Origin of the sequence: Variovorax sp. UC122_21 (genome assembly GCF_044056785.1) — a bacterium.
Classification (GTDB): domain Bacteria; phylum Pseudomonadota; class Gammaproteobacteria; order Burkholderiales; family Burkholderiaceae_C; genus Variovorax.
The window spans coordinates 382,595-398,591 of the sequence record NZ_CP172003.1; the positions used below are offsets into that span (position 1 = coordinate 382,595).

The 15,997-nt window shown below is 71.4% G+C and carries 14 protein-coding genes and 1 pseudogene; 5 read left to right on the forward strand and 10 right to left on the reverse strand.

What is annotated here, in order from left to right; genetic code table 11:
- The first annotated feature begins 12 nt into the window (after window positions 1–12).
- From ACHMXE_RS01930 to ACHMXE_RS01945, 4 genes are read left to right on the forward strand one after another with little or no spacing between them, the layout of a single operon-like run.
- A complete protein-coding gene (locus tag ACHMXE_RS01930; RefSeq protein WP_395346515.1) occupies window positions 13–1,146 on the forward strand; it encodes an aryl-sulfate sulfotransferase in 1,134 nt (377 codons plus the stop codon).
- Between the two features lie 14 nt (window positions 1,147–1,160).
- Window positions 1,161–2,132 carry an ABC transporter substrate-binding protein gene (locus ACHMXE_RS01935; RefSeq protein ID WP_395346516.1) on the forward strand — a complete coding sequence of 324 codons (972 nt, stop codon included), beginning with the start codon at window positions 1,161–1,163 and terminating at the stop codon, window positions 2,130–2,132.
- A complete protein-coding gene (locus tag ACHMXE_RS01940) occupies window positions 2,129–2,896 on the forward strand; it encodes an ABC transporter ATP-binding protein (RefSeq protein WP_395346517.1) in 768 nt (255 codons plus the stop codon). The genes ACHMXE_RS01935 and ACHMXE_RS01940 overlap by 4 nt, the downstream gene beginning before the upstream one ends.
- Before the next feature lie 13 nt (window positions 2,897–2,909).
- On the forward strand, window positions 2,910–3,716 hold the full coding sequence (locus ACHMXE_RS01945; RefSeq protein WP_395346518.1) for an ABC transporter permease: 807 nt from the start codon (window positions 2,910–2,912) through the stop codon (window positions 3,714–3,716).
- Window positions 3,717–3,731: 15 nt separating this feature from the next.
- Here ACHMXE_RS01945 and ACHMXE_RS01950 read toward each other — a convergent pair whose 3' ends face one another.
- The 8 genes and pseudogenes from ACHMXE_RS01950 to ACHMXE_RS01985 all read right to left on the reverse strand — a co-directional run bounded on the left by ACHMXE_RS01950 (window position 3,732) and on the right by ACHMXE_RS01985 (window position 12,100).
- On the reverse strand, window positions 3,732–5,411 hold the full coding sequence (locus tag ACHMXE_RS01950) for an amidohydrolase (protein WP_395346519.1): 1,680 nt from the start codon (window positions 5,409–5,411) through the stop codon (window positions 3,732–3,734).
- Window positions 5,398–6,291, reverse strand: coding sequence for an ABC transporter permease (locus ACHMXE_RS01955; protein WP_395346520.1), 894 nt, complete (start codon window positions 6,289–6,291; stop codon window positions 5,398–5,400). The genes ACHMXE_RS01950 and ACHMXE_RS01955 overlap by 14 nt, the downstream gene beginning before the upstream one ends.
- Entirely contained in the window at window positions 6,288–7,076 is a 789-nt protein-coding gene (locus ACHMXE_RS01960) for an ABC transporter ATP-binding protein (RefSeq protein ID WP_203206978.1), read from the reverse strand. Before ACHMXE_RS01960 ends, ACHMXE_RS01955 begins: the two co-directional genes overlap by 4 nt.
- Window positions 7,077–7,080: 4 nt before the next feature.
- Window positions 7,081–8,109: an ABC transporter substrate-binding protein gene (locus ACHMXE_RS01965; protein WP_395346521.1), complete on the reverse strand. Its 1,029-nt coding sequence runs from the start codon at window positions 8,107–8,109 to the stop codon at window positions 7,081–7,083.
- 39 nt (window positions 8,110–8,148) lie between these two features.
- Window positions 8,149–9,474, reverse strand: coding sequence for an acyl-CoA dehydrogenase family protein (locus tag ACHMXE_RS01970; protein ID WP_395346522.1), 1,326 nt, complete (start codon window positions 9,472–9,474; stop codon window positions 8,149–8,151).
- A gap of 60 nt (window positions 9,475–9,534) precedes the next feature.
- Window positions 9,535–10,191, reverse strand: a complete 657-nt coding sequence (locus tag ACHMXE_RS01975; protein ID WP_395346523.1) for a methionine ABC transporter permease — start codon at window positions 10,189–10,191, stop codon at window positions 9,535–9,537.
- Entirely contained in the window at window positions 10,172–11,284 is a 1,113-nt protein-coding gene (locus ACHMXE_RS01980) for a methionine ABC transporter ATP-binding protein (RefSeq protein WP_395347403.1), read from the reverse strand. The genes ACHMXE_RS01975 and ACHMXE_RS01980 overlap by 20 nt, the downstream gene beginning before the upstream one ends.
- A pseudogene (locus ACHMXE_RS01985) lies at window positions 11,281–12,100 on the reverse strand (MetQ/NlpA family ABC transporter substrate-binding protein). Before ACHMXE_RS01985 ends, ACHMXE_RS01980 begins: the two are co-directional and overlap by 4 nt.
- A gap of 231 nt (window positions 12,101–12,331) precedes the next feature.
- Here ACHMXE_RS01985 and ACHMXE_RS01990 point away from each other — a divergent pair.
- Window positions 12,332–13,357 (forward strand): ABC transporter substrate-binding protein, encoded by a 1,026-nt coding sequence (locus ACHMXE_RS01990; RefSeq protein WP_395346524.1) that lies wholly within the window; start codon window positions 12,332–12,334, stop codon window positions 13,355–13,357.
- A gap of 121 nt (window positions 13,358–13,478) precedes the next feature.
- Here the strand turns inward: ACHMXE_RS01990 and ACHMXE_RS01995 are convergent, their stop codons facing one another.
- On the reverse strand, window positions 13,479–15,167 hold the full coding sequence (locus tag ACHMXE_RS01995) for a dipeptide ABC transporter ATP-binding protein (protein ID WP_395346525.1): 1,689 nt from the start codon (window positions 15,165–15,167) through the stop codon (window positions 13,479–13,481).
- Window positions 15,164–15,952 (reverse strand): ABC transporter permease, encoded by a 789-nt coding sequence (locus tag ACHMXE_RS02000; protein ID WP_395346527.1) that lies wholly within the window; start codon window positions 15,950–15,952, stop codon window positions 15,164–15,166. Before ACHMXE_RS02000 ends, ACHMXE_RS01995 begins: the two co-directional genes overlap by 4 nt.
- Window positions 15,953–15,997: the final 45 nt, after the last annotated feature.

The following is a 15,997-nucleotide window of genomic DNA, read 5'->3' on the forward strand; positions in this document are numbered from 1 at the left end:
GAGGAACCCGTCTTGAACACTCCCATCCGTCCCGCCTCCACCGTCGACCAGGTCACGCAGCGCCGCCGCGGCGTCGGCCTGATCGCCCACGATCCCGTGCTCAGCGCGGGCGGTTACACGCTGATCGCGCCGCAGACCGCGCGGGGCCACGTCTACCTGGTCGGCATCGACGGCGAGGTGGTCCATCAATGGAAGCTGCCGGTGCGCGCGGGCCGGCATGCCGTGATCCTCGACAACGGCAACCTCGGCTACAACGGCAACCACGCCGACTCGCCCGACCGCTACCCCGCCTGGTCGATGTGGCACGGCGGCGACTTCCGCGAGCTCACGCCCGAGGGCGAGCTGGTCTGGCACTACGAGGACCCGTCGCACCACCACGACGCCATGTGGCTGCCCAACGGCAACCTGCTCTACGCGGCCTGCGCGCCCGTGCCCGCCGACTTCGCGCGCCGCGTGCCCGGCGGCACCGCGCACGGCACGGACGACACCATGTACGGCGACGTGATCCGCGAAGTGAACCGCGCGGGCGAGATCGTCTGGGAATGGAAGTGCTGGGAGCACCTCGCGCCCGAGGACTTCCCGATCCATCCGGGCTTCGGCCGCTACCACTGGCCGCTGGTCAATGGCCTCGACGTCGACGCCGACGGCCTGGTGCTCATGAGCCTGCGCACCACCTCGGGCGTGATCGGCGTCGACAGGGCCAGCGGCCAGGTGCGGCTGCACATTCCGCCGAGCGTGGTCTCGCACCAGCATGCGCCGGTGGCACTGCCCAATGGCCGCATCCTGGTGTTCGACAACGGCAACTTCCGCCATGGCGCGCACGTGGCCTTCTCGCGCGTGCTCGAAATCGATCCCGCGACCCACGAGGTCGCGTGGTCCTATGCCGACGAGATGGTCAACGCCTTCTACACGGCCTTCATGGGCAACGCGCAGCGGCTGCCCAACGGCAACACGCACGTCACCGAGTCGGCCACCGGCCGGCTGTTCGAGGTCACGCCCGAAGGCGAGGTGGTCTGGGAGTACGTGATCCCGTGGTTCGACGAGTACCCCGACGAGGCCGCGCGCAAGACCGGGCCGGGCCGACTCAACAGCGTCTTCAAGACCTACCGCTACACGCGCGAGCAACTGCCGTGGCTGCGGGCCTGAAGACCGGTCGCGCCATGAACGCCTCCACCCTCATCGCCCGCGCGCTGTGCGCCGCCGCCGCGCTGCTCCCCTTCGCCCACGCGGCCCGCGCTGCACCCGAAGTGCAGAACGTGCGCATCCTCTCCAACTGGTTCGCGCAGCCCGACCAGGCCGGCTACTGGCAGGCGCAGCAGCACGGCCTCGGCAAGGAGGCCGGCATCCGCATCAGCGTGCTGCAAGGCGGCCCGAAGATCCAGACCGTGCCGCAGGTGGCCTCGGGCCAGGCCGAGTTCGGCATCGGCAATGCCGACGACGTGCTGCTCGCGCGGCTGCGCGGCGCGCCGGTGCGCGCCGTGTTCGCGCACCTCGACCACGTGCCCTACACGCTGGTCTACCACGCCGACCCAGCCGTCAAGGGCATCGCCGATCTGCAGGGCCGCACCTTCGCGGTCAACATCGGCAATGCCTACTGGGAATGGACCAAGAAGCGCTACAAGCTCGCCAACACGCGCGAGATCCCGGTCTCGGGCGATCTGAGCCTGTTCCGCGACGATCCGAAGATGGTGCAGCAGGGCTACTCGCTGTTCCTGCCCGCGCGCATGGCCGCGAGCGGCCTCGCGGTGCAGCAGATCACGCTGGCCTCGCTCGGCTACCGGCCCTACAGCGTGCTGTTCACCACCGACGAGCTGATCCGCACCAGGCCCGCGCTCGTGAAGGCCGCGATCGCCGCGGTGCAGCAGGGCTGGCGCAACTACGTGCGCGACCCGTCGGGCCTCAAGCCGCTCTTGACCGGCATGAACAAGCAGATCTCGCCCGAGATCTACGACGCCGCCAACAAGCTGATGATCGAGACGCTGGTCTCGCACGACCTCAACCGCGTCGGCTGCATGGACGATGCGCGCTGGAAGGAGCTGGCCGGCCAGTTGCGCAGCGTGGCCTTCCTGCCCGCGGGCTTCGACGAGCGCCAGGCCTACGACCGCGGCCTCGTGCCCGGCTGCCAGCCATGAGCATCGGCGCTTCGATCGCGCTCGAGGCTGTCTCCAAGCGCTTCGACAGCGGCCTGCAGGCGCTCGACCCCATCGACCTCGAACTGCACGCCGGCGAGTTCGTCTCGCTGGTCGGCCCCTCGGGCTGCGGCAAGTCGACGCTGCTGCGCATCCTGGCCGGCCTGGTGCCTCCCAGCACCGGGCGCTGCCGCCTGGCACCGGGCACCGAGGCGGCCAGGGCCTTCGTGTTCCAGGAGCCGGCGCTGCTGCCCTGGCGCACGGCCGAGCGCAATGCGCAACTGCTCATGGAGCTCGAAGGCCTCGCGCCCGACGAACTGCAGCGCCGCGCCGCCGAGGCGCTCGCGCTGGTCGGCCTCGCGGGCATGGAGAAGCTCTATCCGCACCAGCTCTCGGGCGGCATGCGCATGCGGCTGTCGCTGGCGCGCGCGCTCGCGCTGCGCCCCGGCCTGCTGCTGCTCGACGAGCCGCTGGCCGCCGTCGACGAGCTGTCGCGCGAGCTGCTGCAGGAGGAGCTGTCCGCGCTGTGGCGCCAGGCCGGCTTCACCGGCGTGCTGGTGACGCACAGCGTGCACGAGGCCGTGTTCCTCTCGAAGCGCGTGGTCGTGATGTCGCCGCGGCCGGGCCGCGTGGTCGAGGTCGTCGAGGTGCCGTTCGCCTTTCCGCGCACGCCGCAATTGCGCGCGAGCGCGGAGTTCGCGCGGCTGGCGGGCGAGGTGACGGCCGCGCTGCGGCGCGAGACCTTGCCGCGCGCGGCATTCGCATGAGGAAGGAAGCGTCATGAACCCAACCTCCTCTTCGATCGCCGCGCGCTGGACGCGCGACGCCTGGCCCGTCGTGCTGGTCGCCGTGCTCGTCATCGGCCTGTGGCTCGCGCTGACCGCCACCGTCTACCGCGGCAAGGGCTACCTGCTGCCCTCGCCGCTCGAGGTGGGTACGGCCGCCATCGAGAACGCCGGCCTGCTGCTGATGGCCGCCTTCACCACGCTGAAGGAAGCGAGCCTGGGCTTCCTTATCGCCATCGTCGGCGGCATCGCGCTGGCGGCGCTGCTGAGCCAGTCGCGGCTGCTCGAGCGCAGCCTCTATCCCTACGTGGTGCTGCTGCAGACCGTGCCGGTGGTCGCGATCGCGCCGCTGATCGTGCTCTGGTTCGGCTACAACGAGGGCTCGGTGGTCGTGATCAGCCTGATCATGTCGCTGTTCCCGATCGTCAACAACACGCTGCTGGGGCTGCGCTCCACCTCGCGCAACCTGGTCGAGCTGTTCGCGCTGCACAACCGCAGCCGCTGGACCGCCTTTCGCAAGCTGCAGCTGCCCGCGGCGCTGCCGCACATCATCGCGGGCCTGCGCGTGTCGGCGGGGCTGTCGGTGATCGGCGCCATCGTCGGCGAATTCATCATCGGCTCGGGCAATGCCGAGGGCGGGCTCGGCGTGCAGATCGTGTTCGCGCAGGGCCGCATGTACACGGCGCTGCTGTTCGCCGAGGTGATCGCCGCCACCTTGCTGGGCTTCCTGTTCTTCGCGCTCGTGAGCGCGGTGGGGCGCGCGCTGCTGCGGGACTGGCACGAGTCGGCGATGCCGGGCTGAGGCCCTTCAGTCCACTCAGTCCAGCCAGCCGCCGCTGTCGTGCACCGCGCGACCGCCGACCAGCGTCAGCTCGGCATGCACCTGCGCCAGCGCCTCCAGCGGCACCGTGAGCGGATCGGCATCGAGCACCGCGAGGTCTGCATAGCGCCCCGGCGCCAGCGTGCCCTTGCGGTCCTCCTCGAAGCTCAGGAAGGCGCCGTTGCGCGTCACGGTCTCGAGCGCCTGCAGCCGGCTCAGCGCCTGGCCCGGGCCGATGGCGCGGCCGGTGGTGCGCTCCTCGCGCGCCACCGAGGCCCACACCGCGGTGAACAGGCTCACGGGGATGTTGTCGCTGCCCGCGGCCAGCGGCAGTCCGGCATCGAGCAATGCGCGCTGCGGCAGGAATTCCTCCTGCCGCTCGAGGTCGGCCAGCCGCGGCGCGCCGTTCTTCCACAGCATGTAGAACGGGATGCTCGTGACCATCAGGCCCAGCCGCTTCACGCGTTCGATGTCGGAGGCCGTGACGTAGCCCACGTGCTCCACCACCCAGCGCCGGCCCGCGAGCGGAAAGCGCGCGTCGATGGCTTCGAAGACTTCGAGCACCTCGGTCAGCCGGTCGACCACCACGCTGTGCACGCGCAGGTCGTGCTCGGCCGCGAGCCAGGCGTAGTCGCGGAAGTCCTCGATGCGGTTGGCCCATTCGACGAAGCCCATCCAGCCGGTGTTGGGCAGCGCGCGCCGCACGGCGTTGGCCGCGGCGCGGTCGCCGCCCAGGCCGACGTAGATGCCGCCGATGGCGAGCATCGGGTCGCCGCTGCCGCGCCCGCGCGCATGCGCGAGCCAGTCGCGCATCGCGAGCCGCGCCTCTGCCACGTTCGACCAGGTCGGGCTCACGCACAGGCGGGTGCGCATGCTGAGCCCGCCCTCCTCCCACAGCCGGCGATAGACGGCGATGGTCTCGGGCGAGGAGCCGTGGCCCTCGTAGATGCTGGTGGTGCCGCAGGCGTGGTAGAGCGGCAGCGAACGGCGCAGCCCCTCGAGCCGGTCGTCGAAGCCGAAGGCCGGCACCTGCGTGAGCACCGAGAACTCGACCAGCGGCCGCTTGTTGGTCTCGACGATCACGCCGTTGGGCCGGCCGTCGTCGCCGAGTTCGATCTGCAGCCCGCCGCAGTCGGGGCAGGTGTGCTCGTCGATGCGGTGCAGCGCCAGCGCGCGGCTGTTGAGCGCGCTGTGGCCCGGCGGCACGCCCCAGTTGCCGAACAGGCCCGGGATGTAGACCGGATGATCGGGCGCCACCGCGTCGAGCTCGTGCCGGTTCGGCATGCGCCGTTCGGCCAGGTTGGACGGGCCGCCGAAGTAGAACGGCGGCCGGCCCACGGGCATGGTCACGATCCAGCGGCCCGGCGGCGTGCGCGCGGCCTCGGCCGCGACCACCGCCAGCACGTCGGCGATGCAGGTGGCATGCGCGAGGCTGGGCCGCAAGGTCTTCAGGCCTTCGCGCTCCATGTGCGCATGGGCGTCGACGAGGCCGGGCAGCACGGTGCGGCCGCCGAGGTCGATGACGCGCGTGTCGGCCGTGCGCGTGCGCGCCACCTCGGCCTCGGTGCCGACCGCGAGCACGCGCCCGCCGGCCAGCGCCACCGCCCGCGCGGGCGCCGCGCCGGGTTCCATCGTCAGCACCTGGCCATTGGCCAGGATCAGCTCAGCGGCGGCCATCGGCGCCATACCAGGGGAACAGGCGATGCAGCAGCCAGGCGAACAGCTGGTCGGCCAAAAAGCCGATGGCGCCGAGGAACAGCAGGCCCACGAACATGATGTCGACGCGGAACACCAGGTGCGCGAACGAGATCAGGTAGCCCAGGCCCTGCTCGGCCCCGACCAGCTCGGCCGCCACCAGCACCACGAAGGACACGGCCGTGGCCTGGCGCAGCCCCGCGAACACGAAGGGCAGCGCGGCCGGCAGCGCCACCTGCGTCATGGCCGCGAAGGGGCTGGCGCCGAGCGCGGCGGCCGAGCGCAGGTACACGACGGGGATGTCGCGCACGCCGATGAAGGTGTTGACCCAGACCGGGAAGAAGGCGCCCCAGGCGATCAGCATCACCTTCGAGAGGTCGCCGAGCCCGAACCAGACGATGGCCAGCGGCACGATCGCGATCGCCGGGATGGCGCGCAGGCCATGCAGCACCGGGTCGGTGAACTGGCGCAGGGTGGTGCTGCGCCCGGTCAGCACGCCGGCCACCACGCCGAGCGAGGCACCGAGCAGGAAGCCCCAGAGCGCGCGCAGCAGGCTCGCACCCACGTGCGGCCAGATGTCGCCCTTGCGCCAGGCCATGTCGAGCAGCACGCCGGCCACCTGCGAGGGCGGCGGGAACATCTTGGTGTTGATGCCGGGCACGACGCGCGGCGCGATCTCCCAGGCCAGCAGAAAGGCCGCGATGCCCGCCGCGCCCAGCAGCAGCTGGCGCCGGCGCGCGCGCCGCTGCCGCGCGAGCTGGTCGCGCCGGAAGTCGCGCTCCAGCGCTTCGCGCCGCGACAGCGATGCCTCGGCCGGCGCCGCCTCGGCGCGCTCGCGCAGGTCGTCGAGCGCCGCGCTCACGAGGCCACCTCTTCCGACTGCGCGAAGGCCGCCGCGATGCGCGCATAGGCCGCGCCGAAGGCCGGGTCGGCGCGCTCGCGCGGATACGGCAGGTCGACCTCGACGATCTCGCGGATGCGCCCCGGGTGCGGACTCATCACCACCACGCGCTGCGCGAGGAACACCGCCTCCTCGATGTTGTGGGTGATGAAGAACACCGACAGCCCGAGCTCGCGCCACAGCCGCAGCAGCTCGCGCTGCAGGCTCGCGCGCGTGAGCGCGTCGATGGCCGCGAAGGGCTCGTCCATCAGCAGCACCTTCGGCCGCGTGGCGAGCGCGCGCGCCACCGCCACCCGCTGGCGCATGCCGCCCGAGAGCTCGAAGGGATAGCGCCGCGCCGCATGCGACAGGCCCATGAGCGCGAGCAGCTCCTCGGCGCGCGCGCGGCGCTCGGCGGCACCCAGGCCCAGCATCTTGAGGCCGAACTCCACGTTGCGCCGCGCATTGAGCCAGGGGAACAGCGCGTACTCCTGGAACACCACGCCGCGGTCGGCGCCGGGCCCGGTCACGGGCTGGCCGCCCGCCGTCACGCTGCCCGTGGTGGGCTCGACGAAACCCGCGATGGCATTCAGCAGCGTGGTCTTGCCGCAACCGCTCGGCCCGATGGCGCAGACGAACTCGCCCTCGCCGATGTCGAGGTTCACGTCGGTCATGGCCCAGTTCAGCTCGCCGTTCGACGAGGCGTAGAGCTTGGACGCATCGCGCACGCTGACGATCGCGCGCGGGGCCGGGTCGTTCGCGCCCATGGCCTCAGCCCAGGCGCACGCGGTCGGGCGCCGCGGCCTTCAGCGCATCGGCATAGATCAGCTTGCGGTAGAGCGCGCGCAGGTCCTCCTTCGGCGGCGTCGCGAGGCCGGCCTCGACGGCCCACTGCGCGTTGAGCACCAGGTCGTCGAGCAGCCGCTCGTCGAGCCGCACGCCGACCGAGACGGTCTCGAGCCCGGCCTTCGTCGTCTCGACCGTGGCCTTGGTGCGCTCGGCCACGAGCGCGATCGCCTCGGCGGTCTGGGCACGGTAGAAGGCCTCGGCATCGAGCAGGCTGCGCACCGCGGCCTCCACCAGCTTGGGCCGCGACTGCACCAGCGATTCGCTCGCGGTCAGCACGTAGTGGCTCAGGAACACCTTCTCCAGCCCCGTGTCGTCGAGCACCTTGACCTTGCCGCCGCTGTCGGCGACGGCCTTCTGGCCCGCGTCCCAGCCCCAGGCGAAGGCGTCGATGTCGCCCTTGGCGATGGCGGTCACGGCATCGGGGCCGCGCAGGTTGACCAGCGTCACGTCCTTGAGCGCGAGGCCGTGCAGCGAGAGGAAGCGGCTCAGGAAGTAGTGACCGCTGGTGCCGACCGTGGTCGCCACGCGCTTGCCCTTGAGCTGCGCGCCGCTCGCGATGCCGCGGTCGCTGCGCGCCGCCACCACCATGCCGCTCGACAGCCGGCTGAACTCGGCCACGATCACCGCGCGCACGCCGTTCGCGCCGGCCAGGCCGATCACGCTGTCGGTGGCGGTCGCGAACTGGGCCTTGCCGGCCACGGCCGCGTCGAAGGCCAGCCGGCCCGAGGTGAACTGCAGCGTGGTGGCCTCGATGCCGTGGTTCTTCCAGAGGTTGCGGCTGGACACCAGGTAGGGAATGGCCCAGCTGAAGCCCTGGCTCTCGGCGACCACGATCTTCTCGACCGATTGCGCGCGCAGCGGCAGGGACAGGCCGGCGGTACCGGCGGTACCGGCGAGGGCGGCGAGACCGAGGCCGAAGCGGCGGCGGTCGATGGGATGCGAGGAGCTCATGGGGTCGGAGGGAGGAAAAAGAATACGGAACGCGAGGGCTCAGCCATAGCCATAGGGATTCGGCACGTCGCCCGCGAGCAGCCAGGCGCCGATGCCCTGGTGCCGGTAGTCGAGCGGGTCGTGCAGCGTGTGCACGCGCACGTTGCGCCAGTAGCGGTCGAGGTTGTGCTTCGAGGCGGTGCCGCGCGCGCCCACCAGCTCGAAGATCTGCGAGGTGACGTGCAGCGCCGTGCGCGCGGCCTGCGTGCGCGCCGCGGCCACGTCGATCGCGAGCGCCCCGCGGCTGTCGGCCGTGAGCGCGAAGCCCTGCTCCCAGGCCTGCTGGAAGCGCTCGTTGGCCTGGTTCGACAGCGCGGTGGCGGCCTGCAGCGCGGACCACATCTCGCCCGCGCGCAGCTGCAGCAGCCGGTCGTCCTCGGCGCGCTCCACGCCGGCCATGGGCCAGGGCTGGGTGTGGGCGCGCAGGTGCTCGATGGCCGCGCGCAACGCGCCGAAGGCATTGCCGAGGTAGATCTCGGTCAGCACGATCTGGCCGATCAGGTTGCGCAGCGTGGCGCGCGGGCTCGAGGCCACGCCGGGCGGGCCGAGGATCTCGTCGTGCGCGATGCGCACGCGCCGGAACTCGACGTTGCCGCTGTCGGTCTGGCGCTGGCCCATGTTGTCCCAGTCGCCGAGCACCGTGATGCCCGCGCGCGAGGTAGGCACCACGGCGAACAGCCGGTCGGTGGGCTCGGGGCCGAGCACCACCGAGACGTTGAGCACGTCGGAGTCCGGGGCGCCCGAGCAGAAGCCCTTCACGCCGTCGATCTCGATGCCGTCGTCGGTGCGCACCGCCTGCAGCCGGGTGTCGCGCGCATTCACGGCATTGCCCCAGAACCAGCGCTTCTCCACCGCCTCGCCGAGAAAGCGCGCCTGCTGCGCCTCGGAACCGAACAGCAGCACGCTCGCCACCTGCAGGTGCTGGAAGCCGAACAGATGCGCGAGCGAGCTGTCGGCCTGCGCGAGCCGGCGCAGGATGCGGAAGATCAGCGGCCAGGCCGCCTGCTGGCCGCCATGGGCCGCGGGGATCGCGAGCGTCGAGCAGGCCGCTGCGGCGCAGCAGCGCGCGTTCGGCCAGCGCCGTGCCGCCCGCGCGGTCGCGCTCGGCGGCGCTGGCGGCCAGGGTGTTCGCGAGCGCGAGCACCTGCTCGGTGAAGACGCCGAAGTCCTCGGCGAAGGGATCGGCCGCCGATGGCGTGCCCTGGGGAGCGGGAAGAAGAGGACACGGGATGGCGGCCTGCGGTGGAGAAGAGGAAGCGGAAAGCGGGGGCGGGCCGGAACGCGGGATCGGAGAACGGCGACGCCTGCCGCGGCGGCTGCACGCATGATGCCGAGCCGGACCCCGTTCGCTTAGAACATTCCGGAGCATGGATATGCGCCGCGCGTTCAGCGCCGGTGGTCGACGCGCCGCGCCAGCCACTCACCGACGAACTGGATCACCGACACCAGCGCGATCAGGATCACGATCACCTCGAACATCACGCGCGTCTCGTAGCGCTCGTAGCCGTAGCGGATCGCCAGGTCGCCGAGGCCGCCCGCGCCCACCGCGCCCGCCATGGCCGAGGCATTGACCATCGCGATCACGCTGACCGTCATGCCGCCGATGATCCCGGGCAGCGCCTCGGGCAGCAGCACGTGGCGCACGATGTGCCAGCGCCGGCAGCCCATGGCGCGCGCGGCCTCGACCAGGCCCGCGTCGACGTCATTGAGGCTGACCTGCGCGATACGCGCATAGAACGGGATCAGGTTGGCCGCCAGCGGCACCACTGCGGCCCAGGTGCCGAGCGTGGTGCCGACCACGAAGCGCGTGACCGGCAGCAGCGCGATCAGCAGGATGATGAAAGGGATCGCGCGGCAGACGTTCACCGCGATCGACAGCGCCTTGTGGAAGCGTGGCCGCGGATAGAGGTTGCGCGGCGCCGTCACCGTGAGCACCACCGCGAGCACCAGCCCCAGCGCGATCGCGATGAAGGCCGAGACGCCCACCATCAGCAGCGTCTGGAAGAAGGCCTGGACGTACTTGTCAATCTGCGGCGTGGACATAGCCCAGGACCTCGATGCGGTCGGCCGCGAGCGCCAGGCGCGCGGCTTCGATGTCGAATGAAGGGTCAGCGCCCACCGGCACGGCCACCAGCAGCCGGCCCTGCGCATGGCCGCGGATGCGGTCGAGCCCGCCGTGCAGCCAGGTCGCGCCCGGGCCGAGCGCGGCCAGCGCCTCGAAGGGCAGGCCCCGCGGCCGCGCGGCGCCGTCGAAGCCCAGGCTCAGCACCCGCAGGGCCGGCCGGCCCGGGATGCCTTCGAGGCCTTCGGGCTCCGGCACCAGCGCCGCCGCCAGGTCGGGCGGCAGGTCGTGCAGCAGCGGCTGCAGCAGCGCGCGCGTGGCCTCGGCCTGCGGCTTGCCGAACACGCGCCACACCTCGCCGAGCTCGACGAGGCGGCCGCGGTCGAGCACCAGCACGCGGTCGCAGACCTCGCGGATCACGGCCATGTCGTGCGTGATCAGCACCACCGTGAGGCCGAAGCGCCGGTTGATGTCGCGCAGCAGCGCGAGGATCGACTGCGTGGTCTCGGGATCGAGCGCCGAGGTCGCCTCGTCGCACAGCAGGATCTGCGGCCGGTGCACCAGCGCGCGCGCGATGCCCACGCGCTGCTTCTGCCCGCCCGAGAGCTGCGCCGGCCAGGCATCGGCCTTGTCGGCCAGGCCCACGAGCTCGAGCAGCTCGTCCACGCGCTCGCGGATGCGCCGCGGTTCCACGCCCGCCACCTTGAGCGGCAGCGCGACGTTGTCGCGCACGGTCTTGGCCGACAGCAGGTTGAAGTGCTGGAAGATCATGCCGATGCGCCGGCGCAGCGCGACCAGGCCGTCCTCGTCGAGGCCGCCCACGTCCACGCCGTCGACACGCACCGTGCCGCCGCTCGCGGCCTCGAGCGCATTGATGGTGCGCAGCAGCGTGGACTTTCCCGCGCCGCTGCGTCCGATGATGCCGAAGACCTCGCCGCGCTCGACGGCGAACGAGACCGCCTCGAGCGCCGCCACCGTGCCGGCCGCGCCCGAGTAACTCTTGGAGACCTGCTCGAAGACGATGTGGGCCGGCGCCGGTGCCGGCGCCGATGCCGGGGTTGCCGCGGCGCTCAGAACACGGGCAGTACCGAACCCTGGTACCGCGTCTGGATGAACTGGCGCACTTCCTCCGATTGGTAGGCCTGGACCAGCGGCTTGACCCAGGCCGCGTTCTTGTCCTTCTCGCGCACCACGATGATGTTGACGTAGGGGTTGTTCTCCTTCTTCTCGACCGCGAGGCCGTCGCGTGTGGCGATCAGGCCGGCCTGGTAGGCGAAGGTGTTGACGATGGCCGAGGCGTCCACGTCCTCGAGCGAGCGCGCGAGCACCACCGAGGCGGCCTCCACCAGCTGCACCTTCTTCCTGTAGCCGGTGATGTCGGCCAGCGTGGCGGTGCCCTTGAAGGGATCGAAGCCCTCGCGCAGGGTGAGCACACCCTGGTCGCGCAACACGACCAGCGCGCGCGTCTGGTTGCTCGGGTCGTCGGGGATGCCAAGCTTGGCGCCGTCGGGCAGGTCCTTGAAGGCCTTGTGCTTCTTCGAATAGAAGGCGATCGGCGAGATGTAGGTGTTGCCCACGCTGACCAGCTTGTAGCCGCGCTGCTTGACCTGGTCGTTGAGGAAGGGAATGTGCTGGAACGAGTTGGCCTCGAGGTCGCCGTTGTTGAGCGCCTCGTTGGGGCTGGCCGAGCCGGTGATGACCACCGGCTTGACCTCGAGGCCGTTGCGCCTGGCGACCTTGGTGACCACTTCCCAGATCTCCTCGTCGACGCCGCCGCGCACGCCCACGCGCAGGGGTCGGCGATTGGGCGAGGGCCGCGGTCTGAGACCAGAGCGCGGTCGAGGCGAGGACGAGTGCGCCGAGGGCGCGAAGAACACTGCGTGTGTGCATGACTTTCTCTTTTCGGTTGCCGGTTTTTTGCTGCGGCCGATCTTCGAAGGCCATGCCATGGCGGAAAAGGAAAGTTTTCGCACAAGCAATCTCGCTGCGCGACGAAGGCGCGGATCGATCCGCGCCGCGCACTGGCGGCGCGCTTGCACATGCGCATTCCGAAGTTGCCGTGGCGCGGGGCCGCCGATACGGTCGACGGCTTCGCATGTCACCCTGCCTGGAGTTCCTTCGATGACCGCTTCGCTGCCTTCCCTCCCGCTTCCGCCGAGCCGCCGCACGCTGGTGCGCGGTGCCGCCGCCGCGCTCGGCGCCGCCGGCCTCGGCCTGCTGGGCCGCCGTGCCTGGGGCGCCGACAACGACAAGCCGATCACGCTGTCGTGGACCGGCACCGGCCTGTGCCTGAGCCCGATCGTGGTCGCCAACGAGCTCGGTTACTTCACGAAGAACAACGTGAAGGTGGAGATCATCAATTTCGCGGGCGCGGTCGACCAGGTGCTCGAATCGATCGCCACCGGCAAGGCCGACATCTCGCTGGGCCTGATCCATGCCTGGCTCAAGCCGCTGGAAGCGGGCTTCGACGTGAAGGTGGTCGGCACCGCGCATGCGGGCTGCATCCGCGTGCTCGCGCCCAAAACCTCGGGCATCGCGAGCATCGAGGCCGTGAAGGGCAAGACCATCGGCGTCTCGAGTCCCGCGGGCTATGGGCGCCAGTTCTTCTCGACCGCGCTGGCGCGGCGCGGCGTGAACCCCCGACCAGGACGTGCAGTGGCGCGTGTTCCCGGCCGACCAGCTCGACATCGCGCAGAAGAAGGGCGAGATCGACGTCATCGCCGACTCGGACCCGAACCTCTACCTGATGAGAAGCGCAATCCCGGCGCCTACCTCGAGATCGCCAACATCCTCAAGGGCGACTTCAAGGACCGGCTGTGCTGCATCGTCGCGGCGCGCGGCGAACTGGTGAAGCGCAATCCGCAGCAGGTGGCGGCCGTGGTGCGCGCACTGCACCAGGCCGCGGACTTCATCGCCGAGAACCCCAACGAGGCCGGTCGCGCGGTGAGCAAGCTGTTCCCGAAGGTGGCGCAGCAGGACCTCGGCAGCATCCTCTCGACCATCGGCTACACGCACCACGCCAGGCGCTTCGACCTCGCGAAGGAGATCGAGAGCTATGCGGTCGATCTCAAGCAGGTGGGGGTGCTCAAGAAAAGCACCGATCCGGCGCGCTTCGCGAAATTCCTGACGGTGGATGTGCTGGCCTGAGTGCCGTTGAAAACAAACCGTTCGGGCCGAGCCTGGCCTGTCCTGAGCTTGTCGAAGGATCGAAGCCTTGCGCGGCGCTTCGACAAGCTCAGCGTGAACGGTTGTTGGACGCACTCCAGTGTCAGGCGGCCAGCGGCTCGGGCACCGCGGCCAGCAGCGAACGCGTGTACTCATGCGCGGGCCGCGACAGCACCTCCTCCACCGGTCCCTGCTCGACCAGCCGGCCGCGGTTGAGCACCAGCACGCGGTCGGCCACGTGGCGCACGAGGTTGATGTCGTGCGAGATGAACAGCAGCGCCGTGCCCAGCCGCGACTGCAGCTCGGCGATCAGGTCGATGACCTGGGCCTGCACCGAGACGTCGAGCGCCGACACCGGTTCGTCGCAGACGATCAGCGCGGGCTGCGCCGCGAGCGCGCGCGCGATCGCCACGCGCTGGCGCTGGCCGCCCGAGAGCGAACGCGGAAAGCGCTCGGCCAGCTCGGGCGCCAGGCCCACCTGCTGCAGCAGCGCCGCGATGCGCGCGCCCACCTCGGCGCGCGGCAGGCCCTGCAGGTTCTCGGCGATCACCTGCGACACGCGGTAGCGCGGATCGAAGCTGCTCAGCGGATCCTGCGGGATGTACTGCAGCTGCGGCCGCAGCGGTCGGCGCGCGGCCTCGGAGATGCCCGACCACGGCTGGCCCAGCAGCCGCACCGTGCCCGCGTCGGGCTCGAGCAGTCCGAGCACGATCTTGGCGCAGGTGGACTTGCCCGAGCCCGATTCGCCGACCAGGCCGAGCACCTCGCCGGCCGCGATCGAGAACGACAGGTCCTCGAGCGCCACGAAGTCCTCGCGCGGACCCAGCCCGCGCCGCGCCGCGAAGCGCTTGCCGATGCCCTGGACCTCGAGCACCGGCGCCTGCGCGGCCGGCACCGGTGCGCGCGGCGGCAGCGGCTCGCGCACGATGCGCAGCCGCGCCTCGGGGCCCGCGCCCGCCGCCTCGAAGCGCGCCGACGACAGCCGGCTGCCGCGCGAGGAGGTCGAGGGCACGGCCGCGATCAGCTGCCGGGTGTAGCCATGGCGCGGGCTCGACAGCACGTCGCGCACCGGGCCTTGCTCGAGCACGCGGCCATGGCGCATCACGAGCACGCGGTCGGCGATGCCCGCCACCGCCGACAGGTCGTGGCTGATCAGCAGCAGGCCGGAGCCTTCGTCGCGCACGCGCCGCGCCAGCACCTCGATCACCTGCTTCTGCAGCGCCGCGTCGAGCGCGGTGGTGGGCTCGTCGGCCACGATCAGCGGCGGCAGGCCCGCGATGGCGGCCGCGATCAGCGCGCGCTGGCGCAACCCGCCCGAGAGCTGGTGCGCGTACTGGCCGATGCGGCGTTCGGGATCGGGCATGCCCACGCGCGCGAGCGTTTCCAGCACGCGCTGGCGCACCGCGGTGCGGCCGCGCAGCAGGCCGTGGTGCTCGAGCACCTCGCCGACCTCGCGGCCGATGGGGCGCAGCGGATCGAGCGACACCAGCGCGTCCTGCATCACCAGCCCCGCGAAGGTGCCGCGCAGGCGGCGCCAGTCGGTGGCATCGAAGCGGTTCGCGTCGCGCCCGTCGATCAGGAATTTGCGCGCATTCACGCGCGCGCCCGGCCCCGCGAGCGCGAGCAGGCTGCGCGCGGTCACGCTCTTGCCCGAGCCCGACTCGCCGACCAGCGCCACGCATTCGCCGCGCGCGATGCGCAGGTCGAGCGCCTCGACCACGGTGCGCTCGCCCGCGGGCGTGTCGAAGCGGACCGTGAGGCCTTCCACATCGACCAGCGGAACATCGCTCATGCCAGCCTCCCCTCGAAGCGCCGCTGCAGATGGTGGCCGAGCACGGTGAACGAGATCACCGTGAGCGTGATGGCCGCGCCCGGGAACACGCCGGGCCACCAGGCCACGCGCAGCACGTCGCGGCTCTCGGCCAGCATCACGCCCCACTCGGGCGTGGGCGGCTGCGGGCCGAGGCCCAGGAAGCTCAGGCCCGAGGCCGCGAGCACGGTCGATCCCACGTAGACGGTGGCGGTCACCGGCACCGCCACCAGCACGTTGGGCAGCAGGTGGCCGAAGAACACCTGGGCGCGGCTGCGGCCGTAGATGTAGGCATGGGTCACGTAGTCGGCCTGGCGCACGATGCGCGTCTGCGCGCGCACCACGCGCGCGAACTTCGGAATGCCCGCGATGCCGACCGCGAGCGCGATGTTGGCCAGCCCCGGGCCCAGGAACACCACCACCAGCATCGCCAGCAGCACGCCCGGAAAGGACGAGATCACGTCGAACAGCCGCGACAGCCCCTCGTCGAGCAGCCATTGCTTCTGACCCGCCACCAGGCCCAGCAGCACGCCGGCCAGCACCGAGATCGCGGTGCCGCCGATGCCGATGAACAGCGAGTAGCGCGCGCCATGCACGGTGCGCGACAGCACGTCGCGGCCGAGCCGGTCGGTGCCGAAGGGATGCTCGGCGCCCGGCGGCTGCAGCACCGCAAGGAAGTCGCCCTCGAGCGGATCGAGCGGTGCCAGCCAGCGCGGCGCGACGGTGGCGATCACCAGCAGCGCGACGAACAGCGCCGACAGCAGCACCGCGAGCGGCGGCAGGCGCCGGCGCGGCGCGCTCGACGGCGGGAG

Excerpts from the sequence above, each read along its gene's own strand:
- ACHMXE_RS01935 (WP_395346516.1), top strand. The coding sequence starts at position 1,161 with ATGAACGCCTCCACCCTCATCGCCCGCGCGCTGTGCGCCGCCGCCGCG.
- ACHMXE_RS01940 (WP_395346517.1), top strand. The coding sequence starts at position 2,129 with ATGAGCATCGGCGCTTCGATCGCGCTCGAGGCTGTCTCCAAGCGCTTC.
- ACHMXE_RS01945 (WP_395346518.1), top strand. The coding sequence starts at position 2,910 with ATGAACCCAACCTCCTCTTCGATCGCCGCGCGCTGGACGCGCGACGCC.
- ACHMXE_RS01950 (WP_395346519.1), bottom strand. The coding sequence starts at position 5,411 with ATGGCCGCCGCTGAGCTGATCCTGGCCAATGGCCAGGTGCTGACGATG.
- ACHMXE_RS01960 (WP_203206978.1), bottom strand. The coding sequence starts at position 7,076 with ATGGGCGCGAACGACCCGGCCCCGCGCGCGATCGTCAGCGTGCGCGAT.
- ACHMXE_RS01965 (WP_395346521.1), bottom strand. The coding sequence starts at position 8,109 with ATGAGCTCCTCGCATCCCATCGACCGCCGCCGCTTCGGCCTCGGTCTC.
- ACHMXE_RS01970 (WP_395346522.1), bottom strand. The coding sequence starts at position 9,474 with ATGCGTGCAGCCGCCGCGGCAGGCGTCGCCGTTCTCCGATCCCGCGTT.
- ACHMXE_RS01975 (WP_395346523.1), bottom strand. The coding sequence starts at position 10,191 with ATGTCCACGCCGCAGATTGACAAGTACGTCCAGGCCTTCTTCCAGACG.
- ACHMXE_RS01990 (WP_395346524.1), top strand. The coding sequence starts at position 12,332 with ATGACCGCTTCGCTGCCTTCCCTCCCGCTTCCGCCGAGCCGCCGCACG.
- ACHMXE_RS01995 (WP_395346525.1), bottom strand. The coding sequence starts at position 15,167 with ATGAGCGATGTTCCGCTGGTCGATGTGGAAGGCCTCACGGTCCGCTTC.